25 protein-coding genes are annotated in these 26,550 nt (G+C 71.9%); 19 read left to right on the forward strand and 6 right to left on the reverse strand.

The window, feature by feature from the left end; translation table 11 throughout:
* The first annotated feature begins 66 nt into the window (after positions 1-66).
* A complete protein-coding gene (locus ACIHFE_RS15510) occupies positions 67-1,572 on the forward strand; it encodes a 3-hydroxyacyl-CoA dehydrogenase (RefSeq protein WP_400106647.1) in 1,506 nt (501 codons plus the stop codon).
* Positions 1,569-2,162: a TetR/AcrR family transcriptional regulator gene (locus ACIHFE_RS15515; protein WP_400106649.1), complete on the forward strand. Its 594-nt coding sequence runs from the start codon at positions 1,569-1,571 to the stop codon at positions 2,160-2,162. The genes ACIHFE_RS15510 and ACIHFE_RS15515 overlap by 4 nt, the downstream gene beginning before the upstream one ends.
* 90 nt (positions 2,163-2,252) lie before the next feature.
* Here ACIHFE_RS15515 and ACIHFE_RS15520 read toward each other — a convergent pair whose 3' ends face one another.
* Positions 2,253-2,753 (reverse strand): Lrp/AsnC family transcriptional regulator, encoded by a 501-nt coding sequence (locus ACIHFE_RS15520; RefSeq protein WP_400106651.1) that lies wholly within the window; start codon positions 2,751-2,753, stop codon positions 2,253-2,255.
* Positions 2,754-2,934: 181 nt separating this feature from the next.
* Here ACIHFE_RS15520 and pdhA (ACIHFE_RS15525) point away from each other — a divergent pair, with 181 nt between their 5' ends.
* The 8 genes from pdhA (ACIHFE_RS15525) to ACIHFE_RS15560 all read left to right on the forward strand — a co-directional run bounded on the left by pdhA (ACIHFE_RS15525) (position 2,935) and on the right by ACIHFE_RS15560 (position 11,098).
* The gene (gene pdhA, locus ACIHFE_RS15525) at positions 2,935-4,068 is read left to right on the forward strand and encodes a pyruvate dehydrogenase (acetyl-transferring) E1 component subunit alpha (protein ID WP_400106654.1); all 1,134 of its coding nucleotides are present in this window, start codon (positions 2,935-2,937) and stop codon (positions 4,066-4,068) included.
* Positions 4,065-5,111, forward strand: a complete 1,047-nt coding sequence (locus ACIHFE_RS15530; RefSeq protein ID WP_400106656.1) for an alpha-ketoacid dehydrogenase subunit beta — start codon at positions 4,065-4,067, stop codon at positions 5,109-5,111. Before pdhA (ACIHFE_RS15525) ends, ACIHFE_RS15530 begins: the two co-directional genes overlap by 4 nt.
* On the forward strand, positions 5,099-6,469 hold the full coding sequence (locus ACIHFE_RS15535) for a dihydrolipoamide acetyltransferase family protein (RefSeq protein WP_400106658.1): 1,371 nt from the start codon (positions 5,099-5,101) through the stop codon (positions 6,467-6,469). The genes ACIHFE_RS15530 and ACIHFE_RS15535 overlap by 13 nt, the downstream gene beginning before the upstream one ends.
* Positions 6,470-6,516: 47 nt before the next feature.
* Positions 6,517-7,365 (forward strand): NTP transferase domain-containing protein, encoded by an 849-nt coding sequence (locus ACIHFE_RS15540; protein WP_400106660.1) that lies wholly within the window; start codon positions 6,517-6,519, stop codon positions 7,363-7,365.
* Positions 7,362-8,858, forward strand: a complete 1,497-nt coding sequence (locus ACIHFE_RS15545) for a molybdopterin molybdotransferase MoeA (protein WP_400106662.1) — start codon at positions 7,362-7,364, stop codon at positions 8,856-8,858. Before ACIHFE_RS15540 ends, ACIHFE_RS15545 begins: the two co-directional genes overlap by 4 nt.
* A 165-nt stretch (positions 8,859-9,023) precedes the next feature.
* A complete protein-coding gene (locus tag ACIHFE_RS15550; protein ID WP_400106664.1) occupies positions 9,024-10,001 on the forward strand; it encodes an NAD(P)H-quinone oxidoreductase in 978 nt (325 codons plus the stop codon).
* 80 nt (positions 10,002-10,081) lie between these two features.
* Positions 10,082-10,459 carry a hypothetical protein gene (locus ACIHFE_RS15555; protein WP_400106666.1) on the forward strand — a complete coding sequence of 126 codons (378 nt, stop codon included), beginning with the start codon at positions 10,082-10,084 and terminating at the stop codon, positions 10,457-10,459.
* A gap of 75 nt (positions 10,460-10,534) precedes the next feature.
* Positions 10,535-11,098: a bacterial proteasome activator family protein gene (locus ACIHFE_RS15560; RefSeq protein ID WP_400106668.1), complete on the forward strand. Its 564-nt coding sequence runs from the start codon at positions 10,535-10,537 to the stop codon at positions 11,096-11,098.
* Between the two features lie 58 nt (positions 11,099-11,156).
* On the opposite strand, the gene ACIHFE_RS15565 is transcribed toward ACIHFE_RS15560, so the two are convergent.
* Positions 11,157-12,767 (reverse strand): protein kinase, encoded by a 1,611-nt coding sequence (locus ACIHFE_RS15565; RefSeq protein ID WP_400106670.1) that lies wholly within the window; start codon positions 12,765-12,767, stop codon positions 11,157-11,159.
* Positions 12,768-13,046: 279 nt separating this feature from the next.
* Between ACIHFE_RS15565 and ACIHFE_RS15570 the strand changes: the two genes are divergently transcribed.
* A complete protein-coding gene (locus ACIHFE_RS15570) occupies positions 13,047-14,627 on the forward strand; it encodes a protein kinase (RefSeq protein ID WP_400106672.1) in 1,581 nt (526 codons plus the stop codon).
* A gap of 11 nt (positions 14,628-14,638) precedes the next feature.
* On the opposite strand, the gene ACIHFE_RS15575 is transcribed toward ACIHFE_RS15570, so the two are convergent.
* From ACIHFE_RS15575 to ACIHFE_RS15585, 3 genes are all read right to left on the reverse strand, one after another.
* Positions 14,639-15,667, reverse strand: a complete 1,029-nt coding sequence (locus ACIHFE_RS15575) for a phosphotransferase (RefSeq protein WP_400106674.1) — start codon at positions 15,665-15,667, stop codon at positions 14,639-14,641.
* Between the two features lie 15 nt (positions 15,668-15,682).
* A complete protein-coding gene (locus tag ACIHFE_RS15580; protein ID WP_400106676.1) occupies positions 15,683-16,108 on the reverse strand; it encodes a pyridoxamine 5'-phosphate oxidase family protein in 426 nt (141 codons plus the stop codon).
* Positions 16,109-16,210: 102 nt separating this feature from the next.
* The gene (locus ACIHFE_RS15585) at positions 16,211-16,870 is read right to left on the reverse strand and encodes a response regulator (protein WP_400106678.1); all 660 of its coding nucleotides are present in this window, start codon (positions 16,868-16,870) and stop codon (positions 16,211-16,213) included.
* Between the two features lie 358 nt (positions 16,871-17,228).
* On the opposite strand from ACIHFE_RS15585, the gene pdhA (ACIHFE_RS15590) reads away from it, so the two are divergent.
* From pdhA (ACIHFE_RS15590) to ACIHFE_RS15615, 6 genes are all read left to right on the forward strand, one after another.
* Positions 17,229-18,371 carry a pyruvate dehydrogenase (acetyl-transferring) E1 component subunit alpha gene (pdhA, locus tag ACIHFE_RS15590; RefSeq protein ID WP_400106680.1) on the forward strand — a complete coding sequence of 381 codons (1,143 nt, stop codon included), beginning with the start codon at positions 17,229-17,231 and terminating at the stop codon, positions 18,369-18,371.
* Positions 18,371-19,354: an alpha-ketoacid dehydrogenase subunit beta gene (locus ACIHFE_RS15595; RefSeq protein ID WP_400106682.1), complete on the forward strand. Its 984-nt coding sequence runs from the start codon at positions 18,371-18,373 to the stop codon at positions 19,352-19,354. Before pdhA (ACIHFE_RS15590) ends, ACIHFE_RS15595 begins: the two co-directional genes overlap by 1 nt.
* A gap of 21 nt (positions 19,355-19,375) precedes the next feature.
* Entirely contained in the window at positions 19,376-20,896 is a 1,521-nt protein-coding gene (locus ACIHFE_RS15600) for a dihydrolipoamide acetyltransferase family protein (protein ID WP_400106684.1), read from the forward strand.
* 192 nt (positions 20,897-21,088) lie between these two features.
* Positions 21,089-21,886: a helix-turn-helix domain-containing protein gene (locus ACIHFE_RS15605; protein ID WP_400106686.1), complete on the forward strand. Its 798-nt coding sequence runs from the start codon at positions 21,089-21,091 to the stop codon at positions 21,884-21,886.
* A gap of 84 nt (positions 21,887-21,970) precedes the next feature.
* A complete protein-coding gene (locus ACIHFE_RS15610) occupies positions 21,971-22,633 on the forward strand; it encodes a GntR family transcriptional regulator (RefSeq protein ID WP_400106688.1) in 663 nt (220 codons plus the stop codon).
* Positions 22,630-23,937, forward strand: coding sequence for a nitrate/nitrite transporter (locus ACIHFE_RS15615; RefSeq protein ID WP_400106690.1), 1,308 nt, complete (start codon positions 22,630-22,632; stop codon positions 23,935-23,937). Before ACIHFE_RS15610 ends, ACIHFE_RS15615 begins: the two co-directional genes overlap by 4 nt.
* 3 nt (positions 23,938-23,940) lie before the next feature.
* On the opposite strand, the gene ACIHFE_RS15620 is transcribed toward ACIHFE_RS15615, so the two are convergent.
* The gene (locus tag ACIHFE_RS15620; RefSeq protein WP_400107019.1) at positions 23,941-24,771 is read right to left on the reverse strand and encodes a maleylpyruvate isomerase family mycothiol-dependent enzyme; all 831 of its coding nucleotides are present in this window, start codon (positions 24,769-24,771) and stop codon (positions 23,941-23,943) included.
* Between the two features lie 98 nt (positions 24,772-24,869).
* Here ACIHFE_RS15620 and ACIHFE_RS15625 point away from each other — a divergent pair, with 98 nt between their 5' ends.
* Together ACIHFE_RS15625 and ACIHFE_RS15630 are read left to right on the forward strand one after the other, a co-directional pair.
* The gene (locus ACIHFE_RS15625; protein WP_400106692.1) at positions 24,870-25,649 is read left to right on the forward strand and encodes a carbon-nitrogen family hydrolase; all 780 of its coding nucleotides are present in this window, start codon (positions 24,870-24,872) and stop codon (positions 25,647-25,649) included.
* A 187-nt stretch (positions 25,650-25,836) separates the two neighbouring features.
* On the forward strand, positions 25,837-26,454 hold the full coding sequence (locus ACIHFE_RS15630) for a hypothetical protein (protein WP_400106694.1): 618 nt from the start codon (positions 25,837-25,839) through the stop codon (positions 26,452-26,454).
* Positions 26,455-26,550 lie beyond the last annotated feature (96 nt).

The following is a 26,550-nucleotide window of genomic DNA, read 5'->3' on the forward strand; positions in this document are numbered from 1 at the left end:
GAACGATCGGTCGGGACAAGGGGGCCCGGCGAAGCCGTCCGCAACTCATCGGGAAGGATCACGGATATGACCGCACTCCAGCCGGACCGCGCGGTGGCCGTCGTCGGCGCCGGGACCATGGGCCAGGGCATCGCCCAGGTCGCCCTGCTCGCGGGGCACCCGGTGCTGCTGTACGACGCCATGGAGGGCCGCGCGGCCAAGGCGGCCGGGGCCATCCTGGACCGGCTGGAGCGCCGGGTGGCCAGGGACGGGATGAGCGCGGCCGACCGCGACGCGGCCGCCGCGCGGCTGCGCCCGGTGGAGACCCTTGCCCAACTCGCCGGTGCCGGCCTGGTCATCGAGGCGATTGTGGAGCAACTCCCGGTGAAACAGAAGCTGTTCGCCGAGCTGGAACCGGTCGTCGGGCCGGACTGCCTGCTGGCCACCAACACCTCCTCGCTGTCGGTGACCGCCATCGGCGGGGCGCTGCGCCGGCCCGGGCGGTTCCTGGGGCTGCACTTCTTCAACCCGGCCCCGGTGCTGCCGCTGGTGGAGGTGGTGCGGGGCTTCGCCACCGAGGAGGCGGCGGCCGAGCGGGCCCGGGCCACCTTGGCGGCCTGGGGCAAGGCGCCGGTGCGCTGTGCCGACACCCCGGGATTTGTCGTCAACCGGGTTGCCCGGCCGTTCTACGCCGAGGCCTTCCGGGTGTACGAGGAGCGGGGCGCCGATCCCGCCACCATCGACGCGGTGCTGCGGGAGAGCGGCGGTTTCGCCATGGGCCCCTTTGAGCTGACCGATCTGATCGGGCAGGACGTCAATGAGGCCGTCACCCGTTCGGTCTATGAGGCATTCAGCCATGACCGTAAGTTCACCCCGTCCCTGGCCCAGCGGCGGCTGGTGGAAGCGGGGCTGCTGGGGCGCAAGAGCGGGCGGGGCTGGTACCGGCACGGGGCGGACGCGGTGCGGCCGGAGCCGCACACCGCGGAGCCCTGCCAGGCGCCGGCCGCCGTCACGCTGAGCGGGACGCTGCCCGCGGCGGCGGCCGTGCTGCCGGAGCTGATCGAGGCGGCGGGCATCGAGATCCGCCGCGAGGACGGCGGCTTCGGGCAGCTGGTGCTGCCCGGCGGGACGCCACTGGTGCTGGCCTTCGACGAGGCCGGCGGTGACTCCGTGGTGCGCTTCGACCTGGCGCTGGACTACCGCACCTGCACCCGGGTCGCGCTGGCGCCCTCGGTCACCGCCCCGGCGGCCGATGTGGCGGCGGCCACCGGCCTGTTCCAGGCGCTGGGCAAGAAGGTGAGCGTCCTCGGTGATGTACCGGGCGCCGTGGTGGCCCGTACCGTGGCGATGCTGGCGGACTTCGCGGAGGACGCGGTGGGCCGGGGCGTGGCGGACGAGGCGGATGTGGACACCGCCATGCGGCTGGGCGTGAACTACCCGCGCGGACCGCTGGAGTGGGGACGGTCGCTGGGCCCGTCCTGGGTGTGCCGCCTGCTGCGGCATCTGGAGGCCCAGTACCCCGGCGGCCGCTACGCCGCCGGCCAGGCCCTGCGCCGCCGTGCGGCCGCCGAGAGGAGCCTGCTTCAATCATGACCATGGCCAGACGTGACACCTACACCCCAGAATCGCTGCTCGCGGTCGCCGTGGAGGTGTTCAACCGGCGCGGCTACGACGGCACCTCCATGGAGCACCTCTCCAAGGCGGCCGGGATCTCCAAGTCCTCGATCTACCACCATGTCAGGAGCAAGGAGGAGCTGCTGCGGCTGGCCATAAGCCGGGCGCTGGACGGCCTGTTCGGGGTGCTGGAGGAGCCCGGCGCCCGGGAGGGGCGGGCGATCGAGCGGCTGGAGTATGTCGCCCGCCGCGAGACCGAGGTGCTGATGGCCGAACTGCCCTATGTCACCCTGCTGTTGCGGGTGCGCGGCAACACCGGCACCGAGCGCTGGGCCATGGAGCAGCGCCGCGAGTTCGACCACCGGGTGGCCGAGTTGCTCAAGGAGGCCGCGGCGGACGGTGACATCCGCCCGGATGTGGAGGTACGGCTGGCCACCCGGCTGCTGTTCGGAATGATCAACTCCATTGTGGAGTGGTACCGGCCGGACCGCGGTGGCGCGGCGAGCGGCGAGGAAGTGGCCGAAGCGGTGGTCCGTACGGCCTTCGCGGGGCTGCGGACGGCCGGCTAGTCCGGCGGCCGGCTGTTCCCGCGGCCGGCTGGGCTGCGTCTGACGGACCTTGGGCCGCGCCATGGCCGGTCGGGAGTCATCGGGCAGGCGCTAGAAGTCCCGCGGCCGGCCCTCGTCGAGGTCGCGTTCCTCGAAGACCAGCAGGGTGCGCGTGCTGAGCACCTCGTCCATGGCCTGGATACGGGTGAGCACCAGCTCGCGCAGCGCCCGGTTGTCCTTGGTGTGCACCAGCAGCAGAACGTCGAAGTCGCCGCTCACCAGGGCGATATGGGCGGCGCCGGGCAGGTCCTGGAGCTTCTCCCGGACCGTCCGCCAGGAGTTCTGCACGATCTTCAGGGTGATGTAGGCGGACGCGCCCTGGCCGGCCCGCTCCTGGTCGATGCGGGCGCCGAAGCCCCGGATCACCCCGTCGTCGATCAGCCGGTTGACGCGCGCATAGGCGTTGGCCCGTGAGACATGCACCCGCTCGGCCACGGAGCGTATCGAGGCGCGTCCGTCGGTGCGCAGCATCCGCAGTATCGAGCGGTCTATCTCGTCCAGCGGCCGGGCGGGCGCTCTGCCCGCGGATGTGGCCATCTGTTCGTCCGGCATACCGCCCTGCCTCCCCTTCATGGACACCCTGTCCATATCTCACGGCCGGCTGAACCGTTTGTCCACAGGCCTGGGTCGCCCGTAGCCAAAATGCAGGATCAACCGAACAATCGGTAGGGAGAGCGCACGGCGCTTTTTGGTCAAGCTCGTTGTGGACGCGTCCCTTAAGGAGGTGCTCGTCATGACGGTTCTGGAGCAGCCCGGCTCGTACCGGCCCTCCTCGCCACCGGCCTGGCAGCCCCGCACTGATCCCGCACCCCTGCTACCGGACGCGGAGCCGTACCGGCTGCTGGGTACCGAGGCCGCCGACGCGTTGGATCCGGAGCTGCTGCGGCGGCTCCACCGGGAACTGGTGCGCGGCCGCCGCTACAACACCCAGGCCACCGCGCTGACCCGGCAGGGCCGGCTGGCGGTCTACCCGTCGTCCACCGGCCAGGAGGCGAGCCAGGTGGCCGCCGCGCTGGCCCTGGAGGAGCGGGACTGGCTGTTTCCCAGCTATCGCGACACCCTGGCCGCCGTGGCCCGGGGCCTGGACCCGGTGCAGGCGCTGACCCTGCTGCGCGGCGACTGGCACACCGGCTACGACCCCCGGGAGCACCGGATCGCCCCGCTGTGCACCCCGCTGGCCACCCAGCTTCCGCACGCCGTGGGCCTGGCGCACGCCGCCCGGCTCAAGGGCGACGAGGTGGTGGCGCTGGCCATGGTGGGCGACGGCGGCAGCAGCGAGGGCGACTTCCATGAGGCGCTGAACTTCGCCGCAGTCTGGCGCGCCCCGGTGGTCTTCCTCCTCCAGAACAACGGCTTCGCCATCTCGGTGCCGCTGTCCAAGCAGACCGCCGCGCCCACCTTCGCGCACAAGGCGGTCGGCTATGGGATGCCCGGCCGGCTGGTGGACGGCAATGACGCGCCCGCCGTCCACCGGGTACTGACCGAGGCGGTGCACCGGGCCCGGACCGGCGGCGGGCCCACCCTGGTGGAGGCCGTCACCTACCGGCTGGAGGCGCACACCAACGCCGATGACGACAAGCGCTACCGCAGTGACGCCGAGGTGGCCGCCTGGCGGGCGCACGACCCGGTGGACCTGCTGGAGCGGGAGCTGGTCCGGCGTGGCCTGCTGGACGAGGACGGCATCGCCGCCGAGCGGGCGTCCGCCGAGGAGATGGCCGCCGCGCTGCGCGAGCGGATGAACCAGGACCCGGTGCTGGACCCGATGGACCTGTTCACCCATGTCTATGCCGAGCAGACCAGTCAACTGCGCGAGCAGGCCGCCCAGTTGCGGGCCGAGCTGGCCGCCGCCGAGGAGGCCGCGCGATGACCGCCGCCGTGGAACAGCGGGGCGCCGCCGGCGCCAGCATGGCGCAGGCCCTCAACCGGGCGCTGCGGGATGCCATGGCCGAGGACCCGGCCGTCCATGTCCTGGGCGAGGATGTGGGCGCCCTGGGCGGGGTGTTCCGGATCACCGACGGGCTGGCCAAGGAGTTCGGCGAGGACCGCTGCACCGACACCCCGCTGGCCGAGGCGGGCATCCTGGGCAGCGCCGTGGGCATGGCGATGTACGGGCTGCGGCCGGTGGTGGAGATGCAGTTCGACGCCTTCGCCTATCCCGCGCTGGAGCAGCTGATCAGCCATGTGGCGCGGATGCGCAACCGGACCCGGGGCGCACTGCCGATGCCGATCACGGTGCGGGTGCCCTATGGCGGCGGGATCGGCGGGGTGGAGCACCACAGCGACTCCTCCGAGGCGCTCTATCTGGCCACCCCCGGGCTGCAGGTGGTCACCCCCGGCACGGTGGCCGACGCCTATGGACTGCTGCGGGCCGCCATAGCCTCCGACGACCCGGTGGTCTTCCTGGAGCCCAAGCGGCTCTACTGGTCCAAGGCCGAGTTCTCGCCCGAGCGTCCGGAACCGGTGCCGGGCATCGGCACCGCGGTCGTCCGGCGGCCCGGCAGCTCGGCCACTCTGATCACCTACGGGCCGTCCCTGCCGGTCTGCCTGGCGGCCGCCGAGGCGGCCACCGCCGAGGGCTGGGACCTGGAGGTCGTCGACCTGCGCTCGCTGATGCCGCTGGACGAGGAGACGGTGTGCGCCTCGGTACGGCGCACCGGCCGGGCGGTGATCGTCCATGAGGCGACCGGCTTCGGCGGCCCCGGCGGCGAACTGGCCGCCCGGATCGGCGAGCGCTGCTTCCACTATCTCCAGGCGCCGGTGCTGCGGGTGACCGGATTCGACATCCCCTATCCGCCGCCGATGCTGGAGAAGCATCATCTGCCCGGTGTGGACCGGGTGTTGGACGCGGTGGCCCGGCTGCAGTGGGAATCGGAATGGACCGAGGGGAGTGCGCGCGGATGGCCGTGGTGAAGGAGTTCACCCTGCCCGACCTGGGCGAGGGACTGACCGAGGCCACGGTGGTCCGCTGGCTGGTGGCGGTCGGCGACGTGGTGACCGTGGACCAGCCGGTGGTGGAGGTGGAGACGGCCAAGGCCATGGTGGACGTGCCCTGCCCCTACGCGGGTGTGGTCACCGCCCGCTTCGGCGAGGAGGGCGCGGAACTCCCGGTGGGCGCACCGCTGTTGACAGTGGCGGTGGGCGAACCGGACGCCGGGGGCGGGGAGTCGGGCGGTACGCACGGAGGCGCGGGCGGCTCCGCCGGTGCGGGCGGCTCCGCCGGTACGGCTGGTGGGTCCGGCAATGTGCTGGTCGGGTACGGCACCCAGGCGCCGGCCGCGCGCCGGCCCCGGGTGCGGCCGCCGGGGATCCATCCGGCTGCCACTGGCCACCGGGCTTCCGGCCATGGGGCCACCGGCGATGGGGCGATCGGCCCGGGGCCCGGGTACGCGGCAGCCGGCCACGGGGCCACCGGCGCGGAGCCCGCCGTCGCCGCCCCCATACCCGTGATCTCCCCGCTCGTGCGCCGGCTGGCCCGGGAAGGCGGCATCGATCTGGCCGCGGTGCGCGGCAGCGGGCCGGACGGTCTGATCATGCGGGCGGATGTCGCGGCGGCGACGAGGCGCCCGCAGCCGGTGGTCGAGGGCGAGCGGGTGCCGTTGCGCGGGCTGCGCGGGGCGGTGGCGGACAAGCTCAGCCGCAGCCGCCATGAGATCCCGGATGCCACCTGCTGGGTGGACGCCGACGCCACCGAACTGCTGGCGGCGCGCCGGGCGATGAACGACTCCGGCCGTTCGCCGGTGTCCCTGCTGGCCCTGCTGGCCCGCATCTGTACGGCCGCGCTGGCCGAGTACCCGGAGCTCAATGCGACGGTGGATGTGGAGAACCAGGAGATCGTCCGGCTGCCGGCCGTCCACCTGGGCTTCGCCGCGCAGACCGAGCGGGGGCTGGTGGTGCCGGTGGTGCGGGACGCGCACACCCGCAGTACGGCCTCCCTGTCCGCCGAGATCGCCCGCCTCACCGAGGCGGGGCGGGCCGGCAAGCTCACCCCGGCCGAGCTGACCGGCGGCACCTTCACCCTCAACAACTACGGGGTCTTCGGGGTTGACGGTTCCACGCCGATCATCAACCACCCGGAGGCGGCCATGCTGGGTGTGGGCCGGATTGTGCCCAAGCCCTGGGTGTTCGAAGGGGAGTTGGCGGTGCGGCAGGTCGTCCAGCTGTCCCTGACCTTTGACCACCGGGTGTGCGACGGGGGCGCGGCGGGCGGGTTCCTGCGGTTTGTCGCGGACTGTGTGGAGCGGCCGGCGGTGCTGCTGCGGGGGCTGTAGGGCGCCCACGGCGACGGTGGTGGGGCGGGCTTGGGGATACTCCCTCCATGAGCACGCCCCACGACGCGGTGATCCTGGCCGGCGGCAGCGCCCAACGGCTCGGCGGCGCCGACAAGCCCGCCGTGACCGTCGGCACCCGCACCCTGCTGGACCGGGTGCTCGCCGCGTGCCCGGACGCCCGTACCACCGTGGTCGTCGGCCCCCGCCGTCCCACCGTGCGCCCGGTGGCCTGGACGCGGGAGAACCCGCCCGGCGGCGGCCCCCTGCCCGCGCTCGCCACCGGCCTGCGGCACTGCACCCAGGACACCGTGCTGGTCCTCTCCGCCGACCTGCCGTTCCTGGACCCGGCCACGGTACGGGCACTGCTGGGCGCCGCCACCGGGGCGGACGGCGCCGTGCTGACCGACGCGACCGGCCGGGACCAGCCGCTGGCCGCCGCCTACCGCACCGAACCCCTGCACCGCGAACTCGGCCTGCTCGCCGCCGAACACGGCGGCCTGGCCGGGCTCCCGCTGCGCCTGCCGCTGGCCGAGCTGGAGCTTTCCCGGCTGCACCGCCCCCGGGCGTCACTGGACTGCGACACCTGGCGGGACGTGGCCACGGCCCGTGCCCGGATCAGGGACGATGGGAGCGTGCTGGATGAATGGATTGCCGCGGTCAAGGCCGAACTGGGCATCGAACTCGACGTCGACCGGGCCGTTCTGCTGGATCTCGCCCGGGATGCCGCGCATGGGGTGACCCGTCCCGCCGCCCCGCTGACCACCTTCCTGGTCGGCTACGCGGCCGCGCTGCGCGGCGGTGGACCGGAGGCGGTGGCCGAGGCGGCCCGCCGGGCGGCGGAGCTCACGGCCCGCTGGGCGGCCGAGGCGGCCGAGGTGGACGAGGCCGGGTCATGACCGACCGCGAGGGCGACGCCCTGGACCGGGCCACCGATGAGGCGCTGGCCATCCTGGCCGAGGACCGCGGGCCGGTCCGGTCCCGGACCGGGGAGAGCCCGCGCATGGGCTTCGCGCCCTTCGACGAGGACCCCTTCGCCGAACCGGCGCCGGTCCCCGCGCCCGCCCGGCAGCGTGAAGTCCCGCAACTGGACGTGCCCTTCGCCGGAGTGCGCTACTACGACCACGCCAGGCCCGGAGGTTCGGGCGAGGGGAGGCCGACCGCCGTGCCCGCAGCCGAGGTTGACCAGGACGGCTGCCCGCGCCGCGACTGGCGCACCGCCCGGGACATCGCCGCGCACGCCGCGGACCCGCTGGGCGCGGCGCGGTGCGCCCTGGCCGACGCCCTGGGCCGGACCCTGGCCGGCCCGCTGACCGCGCTCACCGACCTGCCGTCCTTCGACACCGCCGCCATGGACGGCTGGGCGGTGGCCGGGCCCGGCCCCTGGCGGCTGCCGGAGTCCCCCGAGGACGCCGCCGGGGTGCTGGCCGGGCAGGCCGGACCGCCGGCGGCCGGGCCGCTGCGCGACGGGCACGCGGTGCCGATCGCCACCGGCGCCCGGGTGCCCCCGGAGGCCACCGCGGTGCTGCGCAGCGAGCATGGCACCGTCTCCCAGGGCGAGTTGCACGCCAACCGCCGGGCCACCCAGGGCCAGGACATCCGGCCGCGCGGCCAGGAGTGCCGCCAGGGCGATGAACTGCTGCCCGCGGGCACCCCGGTCACCCCGGCGGTGCTGGGCCTGGCGGCCGCCGCCGGCTATGACGAGCTGCGGGTGACCGTCCGGCCCCGGGTCCAGGTGCTGGTCCTGGGCGATGAACTGCTCCAGCAGGGCCTGCCGCACGAGGGCCGGATCCGGGACGCGCTGGGGCCTCTGCTCGGCCCCTGGCTGGCCGCGCTGGGCGCCGAAGTGTCCGCTCCCCGGCGGCTGGAGGACGACGCCGAGGCCCTGCACCAGGCGCTGGCCACCTCCGACGCGGACCTGGTGATCACCACCGGGGGCACCGCGTCCGGGCCGCGCGACCATCTGCACCCCGTGCTGGCCCGGCTGGCGGCCGAGCTGCTGGTGGACGGGGTGGCGGTGCGGCCCGGACACCCGATGCTGCTGGCCCGCCTGGCGCCGGGGCGGCTGCTGGTCGGGCTGCCGGGCAACCCGCTGGCCGCGGTGGCGGGACTGCTGACCCTGGCCGTGCCGGTGCTGCACACGCTGGGCGGGCGGGCACCACGGGCGCCGGAACGGGTCGGCCTGGCCGGGCCGTTGCCCGCGCACCCCACCGACACCCGGCTGGTGCCGGTGGTCCGGGACGGTGGTGCGGTGCGGCCGCTGCGGTTTCACGGTCCCGCGATGCTGCGGGGGCTGGCCGCCGCGGATGGGCTGGCCGTCATCCCGCCGGGCGGCGGGCCGTCCCGGCGCGCCGGGGTGCTGCTGCTTCCGTTGCCCTGGGCGGCCGGCTGACCGCCGGTGGGCGGGCACGCCCCCACGGGGCGTGGTTTCCCCCGCCCGCCCGAGTTCCCCCCACCCGCCCGCCCGAGTTCCCCCCACCCGCCCGTCCGAGTTCCCCCCACCCGCCCGCCCGATTTGCCCGGCCACGGATGAAGGCGGCCGAGTAGCCTCAGCCGCATGCATGCGATCACCATCCCCACACCCGGCGGACCCGACGCACTGGTCTGGGCCGAGGTGTCCGATCCCGAGCCCGGCGAGGGAGAGGTTCTGGTCGAGGTCGCGGCCAGCGCCGTCAACCGGGCGGACATCCTGCAGCGGCAGGGGCACTACGCGCCCCCGCCCGGCGCCTCCCCCTACCCCGGTCTGGAGTGTTCGGGCCGGATCGCCGCCCTGGGCCCCGGAGTGAGCGGCTGGCGGGTGGGCGACGAGGTGTGCGCCCTGCTGTCCGGCGGCGGTTACGCGGAGCAGGTGTGCGTACCGGCCGGGCAACTGCTTCCGGTGCCGGACGGCGTGGACCTGGTCACCGCCGCCGCACTGCCCGAGGTCACCGCCACGGTCTGGTCCAACGTCTTTATGATCGCCCATCTGCGGCCCGGCGAGACCCTGCTGGTGCACGGCGGCGGCAGCGGCATCGGCACCATGGCGGTCCAGCTGGCCAAGGCGGTGGGGGCCAGGGTGGCGGTCACCGCGGGCGGCGCGGAGAAGCTGGAGCACTGCCGGGAGCTGGGCGCCGACATCCTGATCGACTACCGCACCCAGGATTTCGTCGAGGAACTGCACAAGGTGACGGGCGGCATCGGCGCGGACGTCATCCTGGACATCATCGGCGCCAAGTACCTGGCGCGGAACGTGGACGCCCTGGCCGTCAACGGCCGGCTGGCGGTCATCGGCCTGCAGGGCGGCCGCAAGGGCGAGCTGGACCTGGGCAAGCTGCTGGCCAAGCGGGCCGCGGTGACCGCCACCGCACTGCGCTCCCGGCCGCCGGCCGAGAAGACGGCCATCGTGGCGGCGGTGCGCGAGCATGTCTGGCCCCTGGTCTCCGGCGGCCGCGTCCGCCCGGTGGTCGACCGGCTGCTGCCCATGCGGGACGCCGCGCTGGCCCACCGGGTGGTGGAGGAGAGCGGCCATGTGGGCAAGGTGCTGCTCACCACATAGCCGGCGGCGGAACCGCGAGGGTCACCCACCCTGACCGCCTGGGCGCGCCCATCGCCCCGATCCATGTGACCGTGGAACGCGTGATCGCTGGAGCACTGTCCGCCGTGCTGCTGGCGGCCGTCCTGACCGGTACGGCGAGCCCCTCCCCGGACGCGAGCCAACTGGCCGGCACCGCCGCCGGCGTGGGCCGTGCCCACCCCGGCCGGGCCGTGGAGTCCGCCGAGGAGGAGAACCCCGAGGAGGAACCAGGGAGTTCACCCCCCACGACGGCGAGCCCGGCACCGCGCCCCGCTCCCCATGCCCCCGCCGCCGCCCGCCTGGACGGTGCGGCCGGTGAACGGGATGTGCGGGGCACCCCCGCACCGCGCCCGGTGCTGCGCATCCTGCCGCTCGGCACCGGGCTGGCCCTCACCGGGCTGGGGCTGGGCTTCTTCGCCCTGCGGCTGCGCCGTAGGTGACGCCCGGGATCCGTTCGATCACACGTGTACGGGGGCATCACCAGGGGGAAATCACTTGTGCGAGAGAATGGCGGCATGGATATGCCGAGGAATGAACGGTCGCAGGAGAGCCCGCACATCCTGGTCGTAGGCCAGGACGGCATGGCTCTCGCCAGCACCAACCCCGGCGGCGGGGAGGGTGACGACGAGTCGCGCGAGGTCCCGGTGACGGAGATGGTGGAGCAGCCCGCCAAGGTCATGCGGATCGGCAGCATGATCAAGCAGCTGTTGGAGGAAGTGCGGGCGGCACCTCTGGACGAGGCCAGCCGGGTCCGGCTCAAGGAGATTCACCACAGCTCGGTCAAGGAGCTGGAGGACGGTCTGGCACCGGAGTTGGTGGAGGAGCTGGAGCGGCTGTCGCTCCCCTTCACCGAGGAGAGCGTGCCCAGCGAGGCCGAACTGCGTATCGCCCAGGCGCAGTTGGTGGGCTGGCTGGAGGGTCTCTTCCACGGCATCCAGACCACCCTGTTCGCCCAGCAGATGGCGGCCAGGGCCCAACTGGAGCAGATGCGGCGGGCGTTGCCCGCCGGGCTGACCATGGAGAGCGAGGACGAGGGCCACCCGCAGCACGGCGGTGCCCGCTCCGGCCCGTACCTGTAGGACGGGAGTCAGGCCGGGAGTCCCGGAACGCGGGGGCGGTGCCGCCCCCGCGACAGGCTCAGCTGGAGCCGGGCTGACCGGTGGAAACGGTCAGCGTGATGGTGCTGTTGGGGTCGAAGGAGTCACCGGCCGTGGGGTTCTGGGCGATCACCATGCCCTTGCCCCACAGGTTCTCGTCCTGCTGGACCACCTTGTACCGCCAGCTGGCGGCCTGGAAGCACTGCTTCACCGAGTCGATGTACAGGTAGGTGAAGTCCGGCACGGTCTTCTTGGTCTTGTCGTCGAAGGAGTCCCGTGCCTGGGTGCACTTGGTGAGCTCGATGGTCTTGGTCTTGTCACCGTCCTTGAACTTGGCCTCGTTGCCGTTGCCCTGCGGGGCGGCCGGCTGCACGGAGTGCGACTGCTTGGGGTCGGCCTTGGTGTTGTCCGAGGAGCCGCCGTGCTTGACCACGATGGCGACGATCACGCCGATGACGGCGAGGATGGCGACCGCCGAGGAGCCCGCGATGACCGTCCGGTTGCTCTTGGCGGCCGGTGCCGGTGCCGGCATGGGCGTGGGGGCGGGCATCGGCGCCGGGGTCTGGTAGGCCGGCGCCGGCTGCTGGTAGGCGGGGGTGGGCGTGGGCGCGCTGTAGGGGCTGTTGTACGGGCCCGGCTGGTACGGCGTCTGGACGCCCTGCGGTCCCGGCGCCGCCTGCTGGTCCACCGGCGGGAAGACCGTGGAGGAGATCCCGGCGCCGTCCCGCGGCGGGGGCGCGGCGGCCGAGATCACCGGGGAGGGCGCGGTGTGCGCGGTGCCGGCGATCCGGTCGATCTCGTCGCGCATGGCCGCGGCGCTGGGGAAGCGCTCGTTCGGGTTCTTCTTCAGCGCCCGGGCCACCAGCGCGTCCACCGCCGGCGGGATGGAGTGGTTGATGGTGGACGGCGCGACCGGCTCCTCCTGGACATGCGCATAGGCGATGGCCAGCGGGGAGTCGGCGTTGAAGGGCAGCCGTCCGGTCAGCAGCTCGAAGAGCATGATGCCGACCGAGTAGAGGTCGGAGCGGGCGTCCACGCCCCGGCCCAGCGCCTGCTCGGGGGAGAGGTACTGGGGGGTGCCGACCACCATGCCGGTCTGGGTCATCGAGGTGACGCCGGACTGCATGGCCCGGGCGATGCCGAAGTCCATGACCTTGACCACGTCACGCTTGGTCATCATCACATTGCCCGGCTTGATGTCCCGGTGGACCAGACCCATCTCATGGCTGACCTCCAGGGCGGCCAGCACATCCGATGTGATCTTCAGCGCCTTGGCGGTGGGCATCGCCCCGTACTGGGCCACATCCTCGTCCAGCGCCGAGCGCAGCGGTTTGCCCTCGATGTACTCCATGACGATGTACGGCATGGTGGTGCCGTCGAGGCTGTCCTCGCCGGTGTCGAAGACCGAAACGATATTGGTGTGCGTGAGCTTGGCCACGGACTGGGCCTCACGCCGGAAGCGCTCGCGGAAGGACGATTCCCGGCCGAGTTCGGTGTGCAGCGTCTTGATGGCGACATTGCGGTCGAGCGCCGAGTCATAGGCCAGGTGTACGGCCGCCATGCCGCCCTCACCGAGGAGATCCAGCAGCTGGTAGCGGCCGCCGCCCACGGAACGTCCCGTGTAGCGGCCCTGCGCGCCGTCCTGGCTCATGGTCTTGCTTCCCCCTTGGCGCACACCTGGCTGGTGCTGATCGGCTTGATCGGGTATCCCGGCCAAGTGTGCCCCAGGCCAGGGGCACGTCAAGCCGCGTGCCCGTTCCGTGACCGGATGCGCGACAAGGTGTCACGGAATTTGCCTTGCTTGTGCCGCTGCGGGTTTGATAGCCGGTCCATCCCGGACCGGAGCGCGCCGCGGAACCTGTAGCGTGCCTTAGAAGAGCTCAACGCATAGCGCCCCCACGTGAGCGGCCAGACACGACGGCGAGGACTGATGGCACAGACGCAGAGCGCCCAGGGTCCATCCGACCCTGACGCCAACGGGGCTGGCATGCCCGATGTGCCGGAAATGTGGGGTAACGGCGGCCTGGTGGGCGACGGCCGTTACCGACTGACCCACCGGCTGGGCCGGGGCGGCATGGCCGAGGTGTTCGCCGCCGAGGACCTCCGCCTGGGTCGTACCGTCGCGGTGAAGCTGCTCCGTGCCGACCTGGCCGAGGACCCGGTCTCCAAGGCGCGCTTCACGCGCGAGGCGCAGTCGGTGGCCGGCCTGAACCATCACGCCGTGGTGGCCGTCTATGACTCCGGCGAGGATGTCGTGGGGCGCCAGACCGTGCCCTATATCGTCATGGAGCTGGTTGAAGGCCGTACTATCCGGGACCTGCTGCTCAATGCCGAGGCCCCGCCGCCGGAGCAGGCGCTGATCATCGTCTCCGGGGTGCTGGAGGCGCTGGCCTACAGCCACCAGCACGGCATCGTGCACCGGGACATCAAGCCGGCCAACGTGATCATCACCAACACCGGCGCGGTCAAGGTGATGGACTTCGGCATCGCCCGGGCGCTGCACGGCGCCGCGTCCACCATGACCCAGACCGGCATGGTCATGGGCACCCCCCAGTACCTCTCCCCCGAGCAGGCGCTGGGCAAGACCGTGGACGCCCGTTCCGACCTCTACGCCACCGGCTGTCTGCTCTACGAACTGCTGGCGCTGCGCCCGCCGTTCACCGGTGAGACCCCGCTGTCGGTGGTCTACCAGCACGTCCAGGACACCCCCGTGGCGCCCTCCCAGGTGCTGGGCTCGGTGCCGCCGGAGCTGGACGGCCTGGTGATGCGTTCGCTGGCCAAGGACCCGGACGACCGGTTCCAGAGCGCCGAGGAGATGCGCTCGCTGGTCCAGTACAGCCTGCAGATGCTCCAGCAGGCCGGCGGGCACTCCGGTGCCTGGAGCACCGGCCCGGTGGCCCATGCCACCGCCGCCACCCAGGCGCTGGGCGGGATGAACATGGCGGCCACCACGGCCATGCCGCATCCGCAGCACGGCGACACCTCGCCGCAGCGGATCCTGCCGCCGGGCATCGGTGGCCCGGGCCACGATGACTACGCCCCGGGCGGGCGCGGCGGTGGTGGTGGCGGCCGCGGCAAGATGGTGCTGATCGCGGCGCTGGCGATCCTGGTGATCGTGGCCGGTGTGGTGGCCTTGAAGGGCATGGGAGATACCAACTCCGGCTCCTCCGGCGGGAAGAAGGACCAGCACACGACGGCCCCGCCGTCGGCCAGCGCCACGCCCAGTGAGTCGGCGACGCCGGAGCAGCAGCGGTCGCGCAAGCCCAGCCGGGACACCTCGGACGACAACAGCCAGACGGACCCCGAGGTGCCTGTGCCCAGCCACCGCCACCACCAGACCGGCCAGCCGACCATGGAGCCGACCGGCCAGCCCACGGGCCAGCCGACGGGTCAGCCCACGGGGCAGCCGACCGGCCAGCCGACGGGCCAGCCGACCGGCCAGCCCTCCAAGCCGTCCGACAACAAGCCGCCGGGGACCATCGCGGGCCCGGAGCAGGGTCTGACGGGCTGACCCCCAGGGGCTCAGTCCGTGAAGGCCCTGGACACCGCCTCGTAGTCCTTGGTCCACCACACCGACAGCGCCGCCGACGCCGGGAAACCGGGGTCGGCGCGGTGGTCGTTGAGCTGGTAGCGCCAGCGCAGCATCCAGAAGTCATTGAGCCGCTCCCACCACACCCGGTGGACGGCGGCGGCGAGTTCGCCCGGGCCGGCGCCGGTGGCCCGGCGGTAGGCGCGGGCGTACGGCCGTATCTTGGCCAGGTCCAGGGTGCCGTCGGGGCGCAGGAAGAAGATCACCGCGGCCCGTACCGCCTCCTCGGCGCGCGGCTGGACGGCCAGCCGGTCCCAGTCCACGATGGCGGCCGGTTCGCCGTCCCGGTAGAGCAGGTTGAGCGGGTGGAAGTCGCCGTGCACCCAGCCGCGGGCGGGGGTGGCCGCCGCGGCGGGCCGGTGGTGGGCGTGCCGTTCCAGCAGCGCCCGGCGCTCGATCAGCCGGTGTTCGGCCAGTTCGTCGAAGGCATCCCGTTGGCGGCGCCGGATCAGCCGCAGCAGCTCCTCGATCAGGACATAGGTGTCCTCGGGGTCGGCCGCCTCATGGTCCTGGGCGGTGCCCTCGGAGCCCGCCATCACCTCTTCCAGGCTGATGTGCACCTTGCCCAGCAGGGCGCCCAGCCGGCGGGACTGAGCGGCGGTCAGTTCGCCGCCGTCCCGGTGCCGTCCGTCGATCCAGGGGTGCAGGGCGTAGCAGCGGCCGCCCAGCACGGTGACGGTGGAGCCGTCGGTACGGGCCACCGGCGGGGCCACCGGCACACCCAGCACGCTCAGCCGGAGGGTGGCGGCGTGCTGGCGGGCGATGGCGGCGTGGTCGCCGTCCAGATGGTGCTTGAGGAAGAAGCGGCCGCGGGTGGTGGACAGCCGGTAGCCGCGGTTGAGCAGCCCCTCGGTGAGCGGCTCGCAGGTGAGCGGTTCGCCGGCCTGCCGGTAACGGCGCAGCAGGGAGCGGAGCGTGCCGGTGTCGGGGGGCGGTGCAGTGGAGACATCTGAGCGCGGCACGCCGCAAATGTTAGTTCACGAAGCGTGTGCGGCCTGTCGCGCGGGTACGCCTTCGAGATGGTGGAACCTGATGAACTGCGGTGCTATGCACAGGTATTCGGGAATGAAGGGCGCGTTGTCGGCCGCTCTGGGGGCCGGGCCGAAGAGTTCGAGTTGGGCCGGTCCGGGGGTGAACACCCGGGCGGTGCCGATGCATTGGACGGACCAGACGTTCTCCTCGCCCTCCTCGCGGCCGCCGAAGTTGTCGGCCTCGTAGGCGATGACGCTTCCGTCGCCGGCTCCCGCGTAGCCGAAGCCGCCGGGCAGCCGCGCCATCACCGTCCCGTCCACGACGATATGGCGGGTGGGCACGACAAAGGGCAGCGCGTGCATGCTCAGCGAGAGCCGGCCGTAGGGCTGGCGGCCGAGCAGTTCCAGGGCCCGGTCAGCGTCGGGTGACATGGGCACCACTGTGCACGGTCACCAGGTGGACACGTAGGGGCACCCGCCCCTTTGCGCAGGGACGTTGGTCCTGAATCACCCACCCGGCGCCGCCCGGTGCGCTCAGCGCCGCTCGGCCTGGAGCCGGGCCACATAGGCGGCCGCCTGGGAGCGGCGTTCCATGCCCAGTTTGGCGAGCAGGCTGGAGACATAGTTTTTGATCGTTTTCTCGGCGAGATGCAGCCGTTCGCCGATGGCGCGGTTGGTCAGGCCCTCGCCGATGAGATCGAGAATGCGGCGTTCCTGGTCGGTGAGGGTGGACAGCCGGTCGTCACCCTTGGGTCCCTTTCCGTCACGCAGCCGTTCCAGAACGCGGGCGGTGGCGACCGGATCGAGCAGGGATTTCCCGGCGGCCACATCGCGTACCGCGGAAAGCAGTTCATTGCCGCGAATGGCTTTGAGGACATAGCCGGAGGCCCCGGCCATGATCGCGTCGAAGAGGGCCTCGTCGTCCGCGAAGGAGGTGAGCATCAGGCACTTGATGGACTCGTCGCGGGAACGGATCTCACGGCAGACCTCCACCCCGCTGCCGTCCGGCAGCCGGACGTCCAGCACGGCCACATCGGGCCGGGTGGCCGGGATGCGCACCAGAGCGTCCGCCGCGGTACCGGCCTCGCCGACCACCTCGATGTCCGCTTCCCCGGCCAGCAGCTCATGGACGCCACGGCGCACCACTTCGTGGTCATCGAGTAGGAATACCGTGATTTTTCCTTCTTCGCGCACAGAGCCAGTCTCACACATCAAGTCTTCCCCTGCCGAAGTCCTCCGGGATAACGTGCGGTCGTTCCGGCGGCCCGCAAGGCCGTGACCTGTGCATTGGCATCCGCATTGGCCCGGCTTTCTCGATTTACTTGGAAATCCAAGCAAAATCGCAGGTCAGAGGGGTTTCGCGGTTATGCCGAAGTCTGGGTAACGTGCTTATTGCAGGCCATTCGCCGGGGCACCTGTCACGCCCGGTTCCGGCCTTGGCACACCCACCCCGTGTGCTGGTCGGGACGCGAGCGAGAACCCCAGCCCCACGGCGGGGGGATCCCCTTCGGCCGCCGGCGACCCCGGGGGCCGGACAGACGGAGGAGCACACGTGACCGTGGAGAGCACCGCTCCGCGCAAGACGCGCGGCGGCAAACGCGCCGGGAGCCGGAAGCCGGCCGGCGAGCCGCAGCTGGTACAGCTGCTGACGCCCGAGGGCGAGCGGGTCGAGCACCCCGACTACTCGATCGATGTGACGCCCGGGGAACTGCGCGGCCTGTACCGGGACATGGTGCTGACCCGTCGCTTCGACGGCGAGGCCACCACCCTGCAGCGCCAGGGTGAACTGGGCCTGTGGGCCTCGCTGCTGGGCCAGGAGGCCGCCCAGATCGGCTCCGGCCGTGCCTCCCGTCCGGACGACTATGTCTTCCCCACCTACCGCGAGCACGGCGTCGCCTGGTGCCGCGGGGTGGACCCGGTGAACCTGCTGGGGATGTTCCGCGGTGTCAACAACGGCGGTTGGGACCCCAACGAGAACAACTTCCACCTCTACACCATCGTCATCGGCTCCCAGGCGCTGCACGCCACCGGCTACGCCATGGGCGTCGCCAAGGACGGCGCCGACTCCGCGGTGATCGCCTACTTCGGTGACGGCGCCTCCAGCCAGGGCGATGTGGCCGAGGCGTTCACCTTCTCCGCGGTCTACAACGCGCCCGTGGTGTTCTTCTGCCAGAACAACCAGTGGGCGATCTCCGAGCCCACCGAGAAGCAGACCCGTGTCCCGCTCTACCAGCGCGCCCAGGGCTATGGCTTCCCCGGCGTCCGGGTGGACGGCAACGATGTGCTGGCCTGCCTGGCCGTCACCCGGGCCGCGCTGGACCGGGCCCGCAGCGGCCAAGGGCCCATGCTGATCGAGGCGTTCACCTACCGGATGGGCGCGCACACCACCTCCGACGATCCCACCCGCTACCGGCGGGACGAGGAGCGGGAGTTGTGGGAGGCCAAGGACCCCATCCTGCGGCTGCGCCGGCTGCTGGAGCGCGAGGGCCACGCGGACGCGGCCTTCTTCGCCGAACTCGAGGCGGAGAGCGATGTGCTGGCCAAGCGGGTGCGCGACACCGTGCGCACCATGCCCGACCCGGACCGGATGGCGATCTTCGACAACATCTACGCCGACGGCCATGCGCTGGTCGACGAGGAGCGCGAGCAGTTCGCCGCGTACCAGGCCCAGTTCGCCGAGGAGGAGAGCCACTGATGGCCACCACCGAGAAGCTCTCCATCGCCAAGGCGATCAATGCCTCGCTGCGCACCGCCCTGGAGACCGACCCCAAGGTCCTGATCATGGGTGAGGACGTCGGCAAGCTGGGCGGCGTCTTCCGGGTCACCGACGGCCTGCAGAAGGACTTCGGCGAGGACCGGGTGATCGACACCCCGCTCGCCGAGTCCGGCATCGTGGGCACCGCCATCGGCCTGGCCCTGCGCGGCTACCGCCCCGTGGTGGAGATCCAGTTCGACGGTTTTGTCTTCCCCGCCTACGACCAGATCGTCACCCAGCTGGCCAAGATGCACGCCCGGGCGCTGGGCAAGATCAAACTGCCGGTGGTCATCCGGATCCCCTACGGCGGCGCGATCGGTGCCGTGGAGCACCACAGCGAGTCGCCGGAGGCGCTGTTCGCGCATGTGGCGGGCCTGAAGGTGGTCTCCCCGTCGAACGCCTCGGACGCCTACTGGATGCTTCAGCAGGCCATCCAGAGCGATGACCCGGTGATCTACTTCGAGCCCAAGCGGCGCTACCACGACCGCTCCGAGGTGGACACCGAGGCCATCCCCGGCCCGCTGCACACCGCCCGTACGGTGCGCCAGGGCACCGACCTGACGCTGGCCGCCTACGGCCCGATGGTCAAGACCTGTCTGGAGGCCGCGGCGGCGGCCGAGGAGGAGGGCAAGTCGCTGGAGGTCCTGGACCTCCGCTCGATCTCGCCCGTCGACTTCGACGCCATCCAGGCGTCCGTCCAGCGCACCCGCAGGCTGGTCGTGGTCCATGAGGCCCCGGTCTTCTTCGGCTCCGGCGCGGAGATCGCGGCCCGGATCACCGAGCGCTGCTTCTACCACCTGGAGGCCCCGGTCCTGCGGGTCGGCGGCTACCACGCCCCCTATCCGCCGTCGCGGCTGGAGGACGAGTACCTTCCCGGGCTGGACCGGGTACTCGACGCCGTAGACCGCGCGCTGGCGTACTGAGGGCTGAGGAGAGTCGTGACGATGACTGCGAGCAGCGAGCGCTTCCGCGAGTTCAAGATGCCCGACGTGGGCGAGGGGCTCACCGAGGCCGAGATTCTCAAGTGGTACGTGGCCGTGGGGGACACCGTCTCCGACGGCCAGGTGGTCTGCGAGGTGGAGACCGCCAAGGCGGCCGTGGAACTGCCCATCCCCTTTGACGGGGTGGTGCACGAGCTGCGTTTCGAGGAGGGCACGACGGTGGACGTCGGCGTGCCGATCATCGCCGTGGACACCCAGCCGGGCGCGGACGCGGGGCAGGGCAAGCCGGACGCCTCGGCGGCGGTGCCGCCGCCGGCCGAGCCGGCCGCGCATGCGGAGACGGCCGGGACGCAGGGCCGCCAGGCCGTACTGGTCGGGTACGGTGCCGCCCCCTCCTCCACCAAGCGCAGGCCGCGCAAGTCGCAGCCGGACAAGTCGGGTTCGGCCGTGGCCGCCGGCATCCAGGCGGAGCTCAACGGCCACGCGGCGGCTCCGGCCGCCGGGCCGGGCGGGGTCGTTGCCGGCGCCCCGGCTGTCACACCCGCCGGAGTCGGCACCGGCGCGGGCGCGGCCGTACCGCAGGTCGGGCAGGCAGGTTCGGCCACCGTACGCGCCATAGCTGCGCTCAGCGCCACGGCCGAGCGCCCCCTCGCCAAGCCCCCCGTGCGCAAGCTTGCCAAGGACCTTGGCATCGACCTGGCGACCGTCACCCCCACCGGCCCCGGCGGCGTCGTCACCCGCGACGATGTGCACGCCGCCAGCCAGCAGGCGGCCGCACCCGCCCCGGTGGCCGAGACCGCGCCCGCCACCCCCGTAAGCGAGCTCCGCGAGACCCGCATCCCGGTCAAGGGCGTCCGCAAGGCCACCGCCCAGGCCATGGTGGCCAGCGCCTTCACCGCGCCGCATGTCACGGAGTTCATCACCGTGGATGTCACGCGCACCATGAAGCTGGTCCAACAGCTCAAGGAAGACCCGGACTTGGCCGGGCTGCGGATCAACCCGCTGCTGATCGTGGCCAAGGCGCTGCTGCTGGCGATCAAGCGGAACCCGGACGTCAACGCGGCCTGGGACGAGGCCAACCAGGAGATCGTCCGCAAGGACTATGTGAACCTGGGCATCGCCGCGGCCACCCCGCGCGGGCTGATCGTGCCCAACATCAAGGACGCCGGCGCCAAGACGCTGGCCGAACTGGCCACCTCACTGGCCGACTTGGTGGCCACCGCCCGGGAGGGGAAGACCGCGCCCGCCGATATGCAGGGCGGCACGGTCACCATCACCAATGTCGGTGTGTTCGGCGTCGACACGGGTACGCCCATCCTCAACCCGGGCGAGTCCGCCATCCTGGCCCTCGGCGCCATCAAGCTCCAGCCGTGGGTGCACAAGGGCAAGGTCAAGCCCCGCCATGTCACCACGCTGGCGCTCTCCTTCGACCACCGCCTGGTCGACGGTGAGCTGGGCTCCAAGGTGCTGGCGGACCTCGCGGCCGTACTGGAGCACCCCAAGCGGCTGCTGACCTGGGGCTGACCGTCCTACGGAAGAGGGCCCGGCGCGCTGTCTCCTCACCCCCCTCCCGTGAGGAGCCCAAGCAGCGTCCGGGCCCTGGTCCGTGTTGCGGAGCGGCCTCGGGACACCACCCTGGCAGGGGGTGGAATGGCCCGTGTGCGGCAATTTACTTAAGATTGGCCGACACTTTCAGTGTCGGTTTCTGGAGGGACCGTGGAGCACCAGGGCGATTCCATCAGTCGCCTGCTGCGTGCCTGGCGGACCCGGATCGACGCACGCACCTTGCCCGAGCTGCGCTGGGTACAGCCCCGGCCGGGCAGACGGCTGTCCCAGGCGCATGTCGCCCGGATGACGGGCGTCAGCGAGGGCTGGTACCGGGCCCTGGAGGCCGGCCGCCGCCGGGACTTCTCCGAGAGCTTCCTGGCCCGGGTCGCCCAGGCGCTGCGGCTCAGTGACGCCGAGACGCTGACCCTCTTTCTGGCGGTCACCGGCCGCCGCCCGCCCGGCACGCCCGTCCGGCCCTGCGAGGAGCTGCCGGCGGGTGTGCGCAGCCTGCTCCAGCAGCAGGTGAGCTACCCCTGCTACCTCTCCGACACCGCCTGGAATGTGGTGGCCGCCAATGCCCTGATGGGCGAGTGGTTCCCCTGGGTGCTGCGCCCCGCGCCCAATCTGATGCGCTGGGCGCTGCTGCACCCCGAGGCCCGCGAGCAGATGCTCGACTGGGAGGACAACTGCGCCCGGCAGTACCTGGCGATGCTGCGGGTGGCGGCCAACAGTGACCCGGAGAACGCCGAACTGCGCGCGCTGGTACGGGAGATCCTGGACGCCGACGCGGACTGCCGGCGCATCTGGTCCGAGGAACACGATGTGGTGGAGCACCGGGACGGCCATGTCTTCCGCCTGTGCCTGCCGTACCACGGCCATACGGAGATCAGCGTGGCCAGCCATGTGCTGCTGCCCATACAGCGCCCCGATCTGCGCTTTGTCTTTATCACCCCGCTGACCGACTGAGCTCGCGCACCGGTCCGTACCAGGCGCCGTCCGGATCGCGGACAGGGTCTCATCAGGCATCTGTGTTGTATCTATGCTGTGCGCATGCCTTCCGCTCCCACCGTCCAGGACAGACAGCCACCGGCCGCCGAGCGCGTCTACGCGCATGTCAAGGAGGCCGTCCTGCACCGGCGTTACGAGGGCGGCACGCTATTGACCGAGGGTGGTCTGGCCGAGGCCGTGGGGGTGTCCCGGACCCCCGTCCGGGAGGCGCTGCTCAGGCTGGAGGGCGAGGGACTGCTCAAGCTCTATCCCAAGAAGGGGGCGCTTGTGCTTGCCGTGTCCGCCCAGGAGATCTCCGATGTGGTGGAGACCCGGCTGCTGGTGGAGAAGCACGCCGCGGCCAAGGCGGTGCCCGCGCCGCCGGCGCTGATCAGGCGCCTGGAAGAGCTGGTGGACGATATGCGGCGGCAGGCCGAGGCGGGTGACCTGGCCGCGGTCTCGGTCAGCGACCGGGCCTTCCACGCCGAGATCGTGCGCAACGCGGGCAACCAGATCCTCTCCCGGCTCTACGACCAACTGCGCGACCGCCAGCTGCGGATGGGGGTGGCGGTGATGCACGCCCACCCCGACCGGATCGCCAAGAACATCGCCGAACACACCGAGATCCTGACCGCCCTGCGGAACGGGGACGCCGAGGCGGCCACCGGGATCGTGGACCGCCATGTGAGCTGGGTGCGCAACCTGGCCCAGGGGGAAGCCCGATGAGCACCGCCACCCTCCCCAACGACCCGCCCGGCGGCCGCCGGGCGGTGTTGGTATGGGGGCTGGGCGTCGCCGTCTACTTTGTCGCCATCATCTTCCGCACCAGCCTGGGCGTGGCCGGCCTGGACGCCGCCCGCCGCTTCCAGGTCAGCGCCTCCGCGCTGTCCACCTTCTCCATCCTCCAGCTGCTGGTCTACGCCGGCATGCAGATACCCGTCGGCCTGCTGGTCGACCGGCTGGGCACCAAGAAGGTGCTGGCCATGGGCGCGGTGCTGTTCACCGCCGGGCAGTTCGCCTTCGCCTTCTCCCACACCTATGGCATGGCACTGGCCAGCCGCGCCCTGCTCGGCTGCGGAGACGCCATGACCTTCATCAGCGTGCTGCGGCTGGGCTCGCGCTGGTTCCCCGTCCGGTACGGCCCGATGATCGCTCAGGTGGCGGCGCTGTTCGGGATGGCCGGCAACCTGGTCTCCACCCTGCTGCTGGCCGATCTGCTGCACGCCCGGGGCTGGACCGCCACCTTCGCGGGCAGTGCGGTGGCCGGAGTGGTGGTGCTGGTGCTGCTGCTGGCCTTCCTCCAGGACCACCCCGAGGGGCATGAGCCGGCGCCCGTGGCGCATGCCGACGGGAGCCGGGTACGCCGCCAGATAGCCCTCGCCTGGCAGGAGCCCGGCACCCGGCTCGGCCTGTGGGTGCACTTCACCACCCAGTTCCCGGCCATGGTGTTCCTGCTGCTGTGGGGGATGCCCTATCTGGTCCAGGCACAGGGCCTGTCCCGGGGGACCGCGGGCGCCCTGCTCACCCTGGTCGTCCTGGTGAACATGGCCGTCGGCCTGGTCTACGGACAGATCGTGGCCCGGCACCATGACGCCCGGCTGCCGCTGGCGCTGGGCACCGTGGCGGTCACCGCCCTGCTCTGGGCGGCCGCGCTCGGCTGGCCCGGGCACGCCCCGATGGGGCTGCTGGTCGCCCTGTGCGCGGCGCTGGGCGCCTGTGGGCCCGCCTCGATGATCGGCTTCGACTTCGCCCGGCCCGCCAACCCGCCGGAGCGCCAGGGCACCGCTTCCGGCATCGTCAACATGGGCGGCTTCACCGCCTCCATCACCACCCTGCTGGCCATCGGCATCCTGCTGGACGCCACCGGCCAGGACTACCGGGCCGCCTTCGCCACCGTGTTTGTCATCCAGGCGCTGGGCCTGAGCCAGATCCTGCGGCTGCGCGGACAGGCCGAACGCCGGGAGCGGGAACGGGTGGTGGCCTCCCGGGTGGAGACGGTGCATGTCCCCGCCCGTGACCTCATGGCCTGACCCCTACGGGGTGACGGTGAACTCGGCGAGAATCGCCCCCGCCAGCCGGCCGTCCCCCTCCACCTTCACCTGGTCGGCCACCGCCTGCGGCCGCACCCGGCCGCAGGCCAGCCGCAGATAGGTCTCCCAGTCCAGCGAGAAGGCCACCGTGGGGCCCAGCGAGACACTGGCGTCCACCGAGCCCTGGCCCTGCTCGTCCACCCGCACCGTGCGCAGGAACTCCAGCGGACCGTGCACATCGAAGGCCACCGTGGCACCGGCCGGCGCGCCCGCGTCCTCGGCCACCACCCTCGGCAGCGCGCCCAGCAGCACATCCCGGGTCAGCTGCCCGCCCGGCGAGTCCAGGTTGCCGGGCACGCCCAGCGCCCGCCGCAGATCCTGCTCGTGCACCCACACATCGAAGGCCCGCGTGGTCAACACCTGTGCGAGCGTACGCTCGTTGCCCGTCCCCAGCGGCCAGCACACCGGCGTCTGCGGCGAGCGGCTCTCATTGCGCAGCTGCCGCGACCGGCGGATGACGGTGTACTCCAGCTCCGAGGTCATCTCCAACGCCGTATGACAGCGCCGCACATCGACCTGCACCTCGATATACCGGCTGAACTCGCTGTCCACATGGAACAGATCACGCGGCAGGGTGTGTATCGGCCTTGGCTCGCCGAGCATTTCGCACTCGACGCCGATCACATGGGAGACGATGTCGCGCACGGACCAGCCGGGGCACTCGGTGGGCCGGTTCCAGTCACTCTCCACGAGCGGCTTTACCAGATCGTTGATGGCCTCGATGGAGTGGGCCCAGGCGTCGATGGCGGGCTGCAGACTTGGGTGGACGGTCACAATGGCCCCTCGTGCTCTCAATCGCATGCTCCTTGGCTTAAGTTACGCTGCGCCCGGTCGGACCGGCAGAGGTTTCCCCTACCGAGAGCGGTGGTACTGTGCGCGCCTCCCTGATCCAGCTCGCCGTGACCGAGGACGAGACTCCCGACGCCCGCCGTTCCCGGGCCGCCGCCCTGGTCCTTGACCAGCACGGCAGCGACCTTGTGGTGCTGCCCGAACTGTGGCCGGTGGGCGCCTTCGCCTTCGACCGCTTCGCCGCCGAGGCCGAGCCGCTGGACGGCCCGACCGCCGCCGCGATGTCAACTGCCGCCCACCGGGCCGGAGTCTGGCTGCACACGGGCTCCATCGTCGAACGCGCCCCCGATGGCGCCCTCTACAACACCTCCCTCCTCTTCTCCCCCGAGGGTCAACTCGCCGCCCGCTACCGGAAGATCCACCGCTTTGGTTTCGACCGTGGCGAGGCGGTGCTGATGAGCGCCGGCACCACCCCCGTCACCGCTGCCCTCCCCGAGACCGTGCTGGGCCTGGCCACCTGCTACGACCTGCGCTTCCCCGAAGTCTTCCGCGCCCTGACCGATGCCGGCGCCCAGACCGTGGTCATCCCGGCCGGCTGGCCCGAGCGCCGCCGCGACCACTGGACCCTGCTGGCCCGCGCCCGGGCCGTGGAAAACCAGTGCCATGTCCTGGCCTGCGGCACCGCGGGCACCCATGCGGGCGTTCCGCAGGCGGGTCACAGCATCGTGGTCGACCCCTGGGGGGAGGTGCTGGCCGAGGCGGGCCATGGCGAGGAGATCCTCACGGTGGACCTGGACCCGGAGCGGGTCGCCCGCGTCCGGGAGGAGTTTCCGGTGCTGCGGGACCGGGTGCTGGGGCGGTAGCCGGACGGGCCGGCCGGATTCCAACGTTCCGCTCTCTGTAGCGATTTGGTGACATCAGCCGGATGGTGCGCTCATACCCGGTCCATAGCTTCTTCCTCAGCAGCCCCGCCAACTCACTCGCATCACAGCTGAGGAAAGCGGCATGCGGACCCCTGTCCCTCAGGCGCTGATCACTCAGGAGCCATGCATGTCTCGTCGCCGTACCGCCCTGCGCGTCACCCTCGCCACCGCCGCCCTCGCGGGCGCGGTCCTCGCCCCCGTCTCCGCCGCCTTCGCGGCGGACGCGGCCCCGGCCTCGGCCAGTGGCCACGCACGCACCGAGCAGAAGCTCCCCGACGGCAACAAGGCCATCATCTACCGGATGTCGGCCCACAGCTTTACCGCGGTCATCGTCTCCCCCAGAAATGCCGAGCTGGCGGTCCTGGGCGCCAAGTACCCGGTCTACCGGCACGGCCAGTGGCTGATCAAGCTGGACGCCCGCACCGGCAAGATCACCGCGCAGCGCGTCAAGCCCGTCCCCAACTGCCAGGTGACCAAGGAGGTAGGCACCGCCGCCTACACCATCACGGTGCTGAAGACGGACCTCAACGGCCCGCACGCCACCTTCCTCTACGGGGAGAACCACAAGCGGTTCACCATCTGGCTGGACCGCAAGCACCCGGTGCTTCCCAAGAGCTACGGCTTTATGGCCAAGATCGTTGACGCCAACACCAAGCACCCCAAGCTGGTCCTCAACTTCGAGGGCGGCCACCACCGCCCGGGCACGCTCGCGTTCCCCGAACTCCCGGCGAGCTGCCACCGCTGAGCTGTGAGCTGCTGACAACTGGGGCGGCACCGTTGCTACGGTGCCGCTTTGCGGCGTTGACGCCCCTTTTGGCGGTGGCCAGGCGGAAGTAGACGG

This window comes from Streptomyces sp. NPDC052396 (genome assembly GCF_044593195.1).
GTDB lineage: Bacteria > Actinomycetota > Actinomycetes > Streptomycetales > Streptomycetaceae > Streptomyces.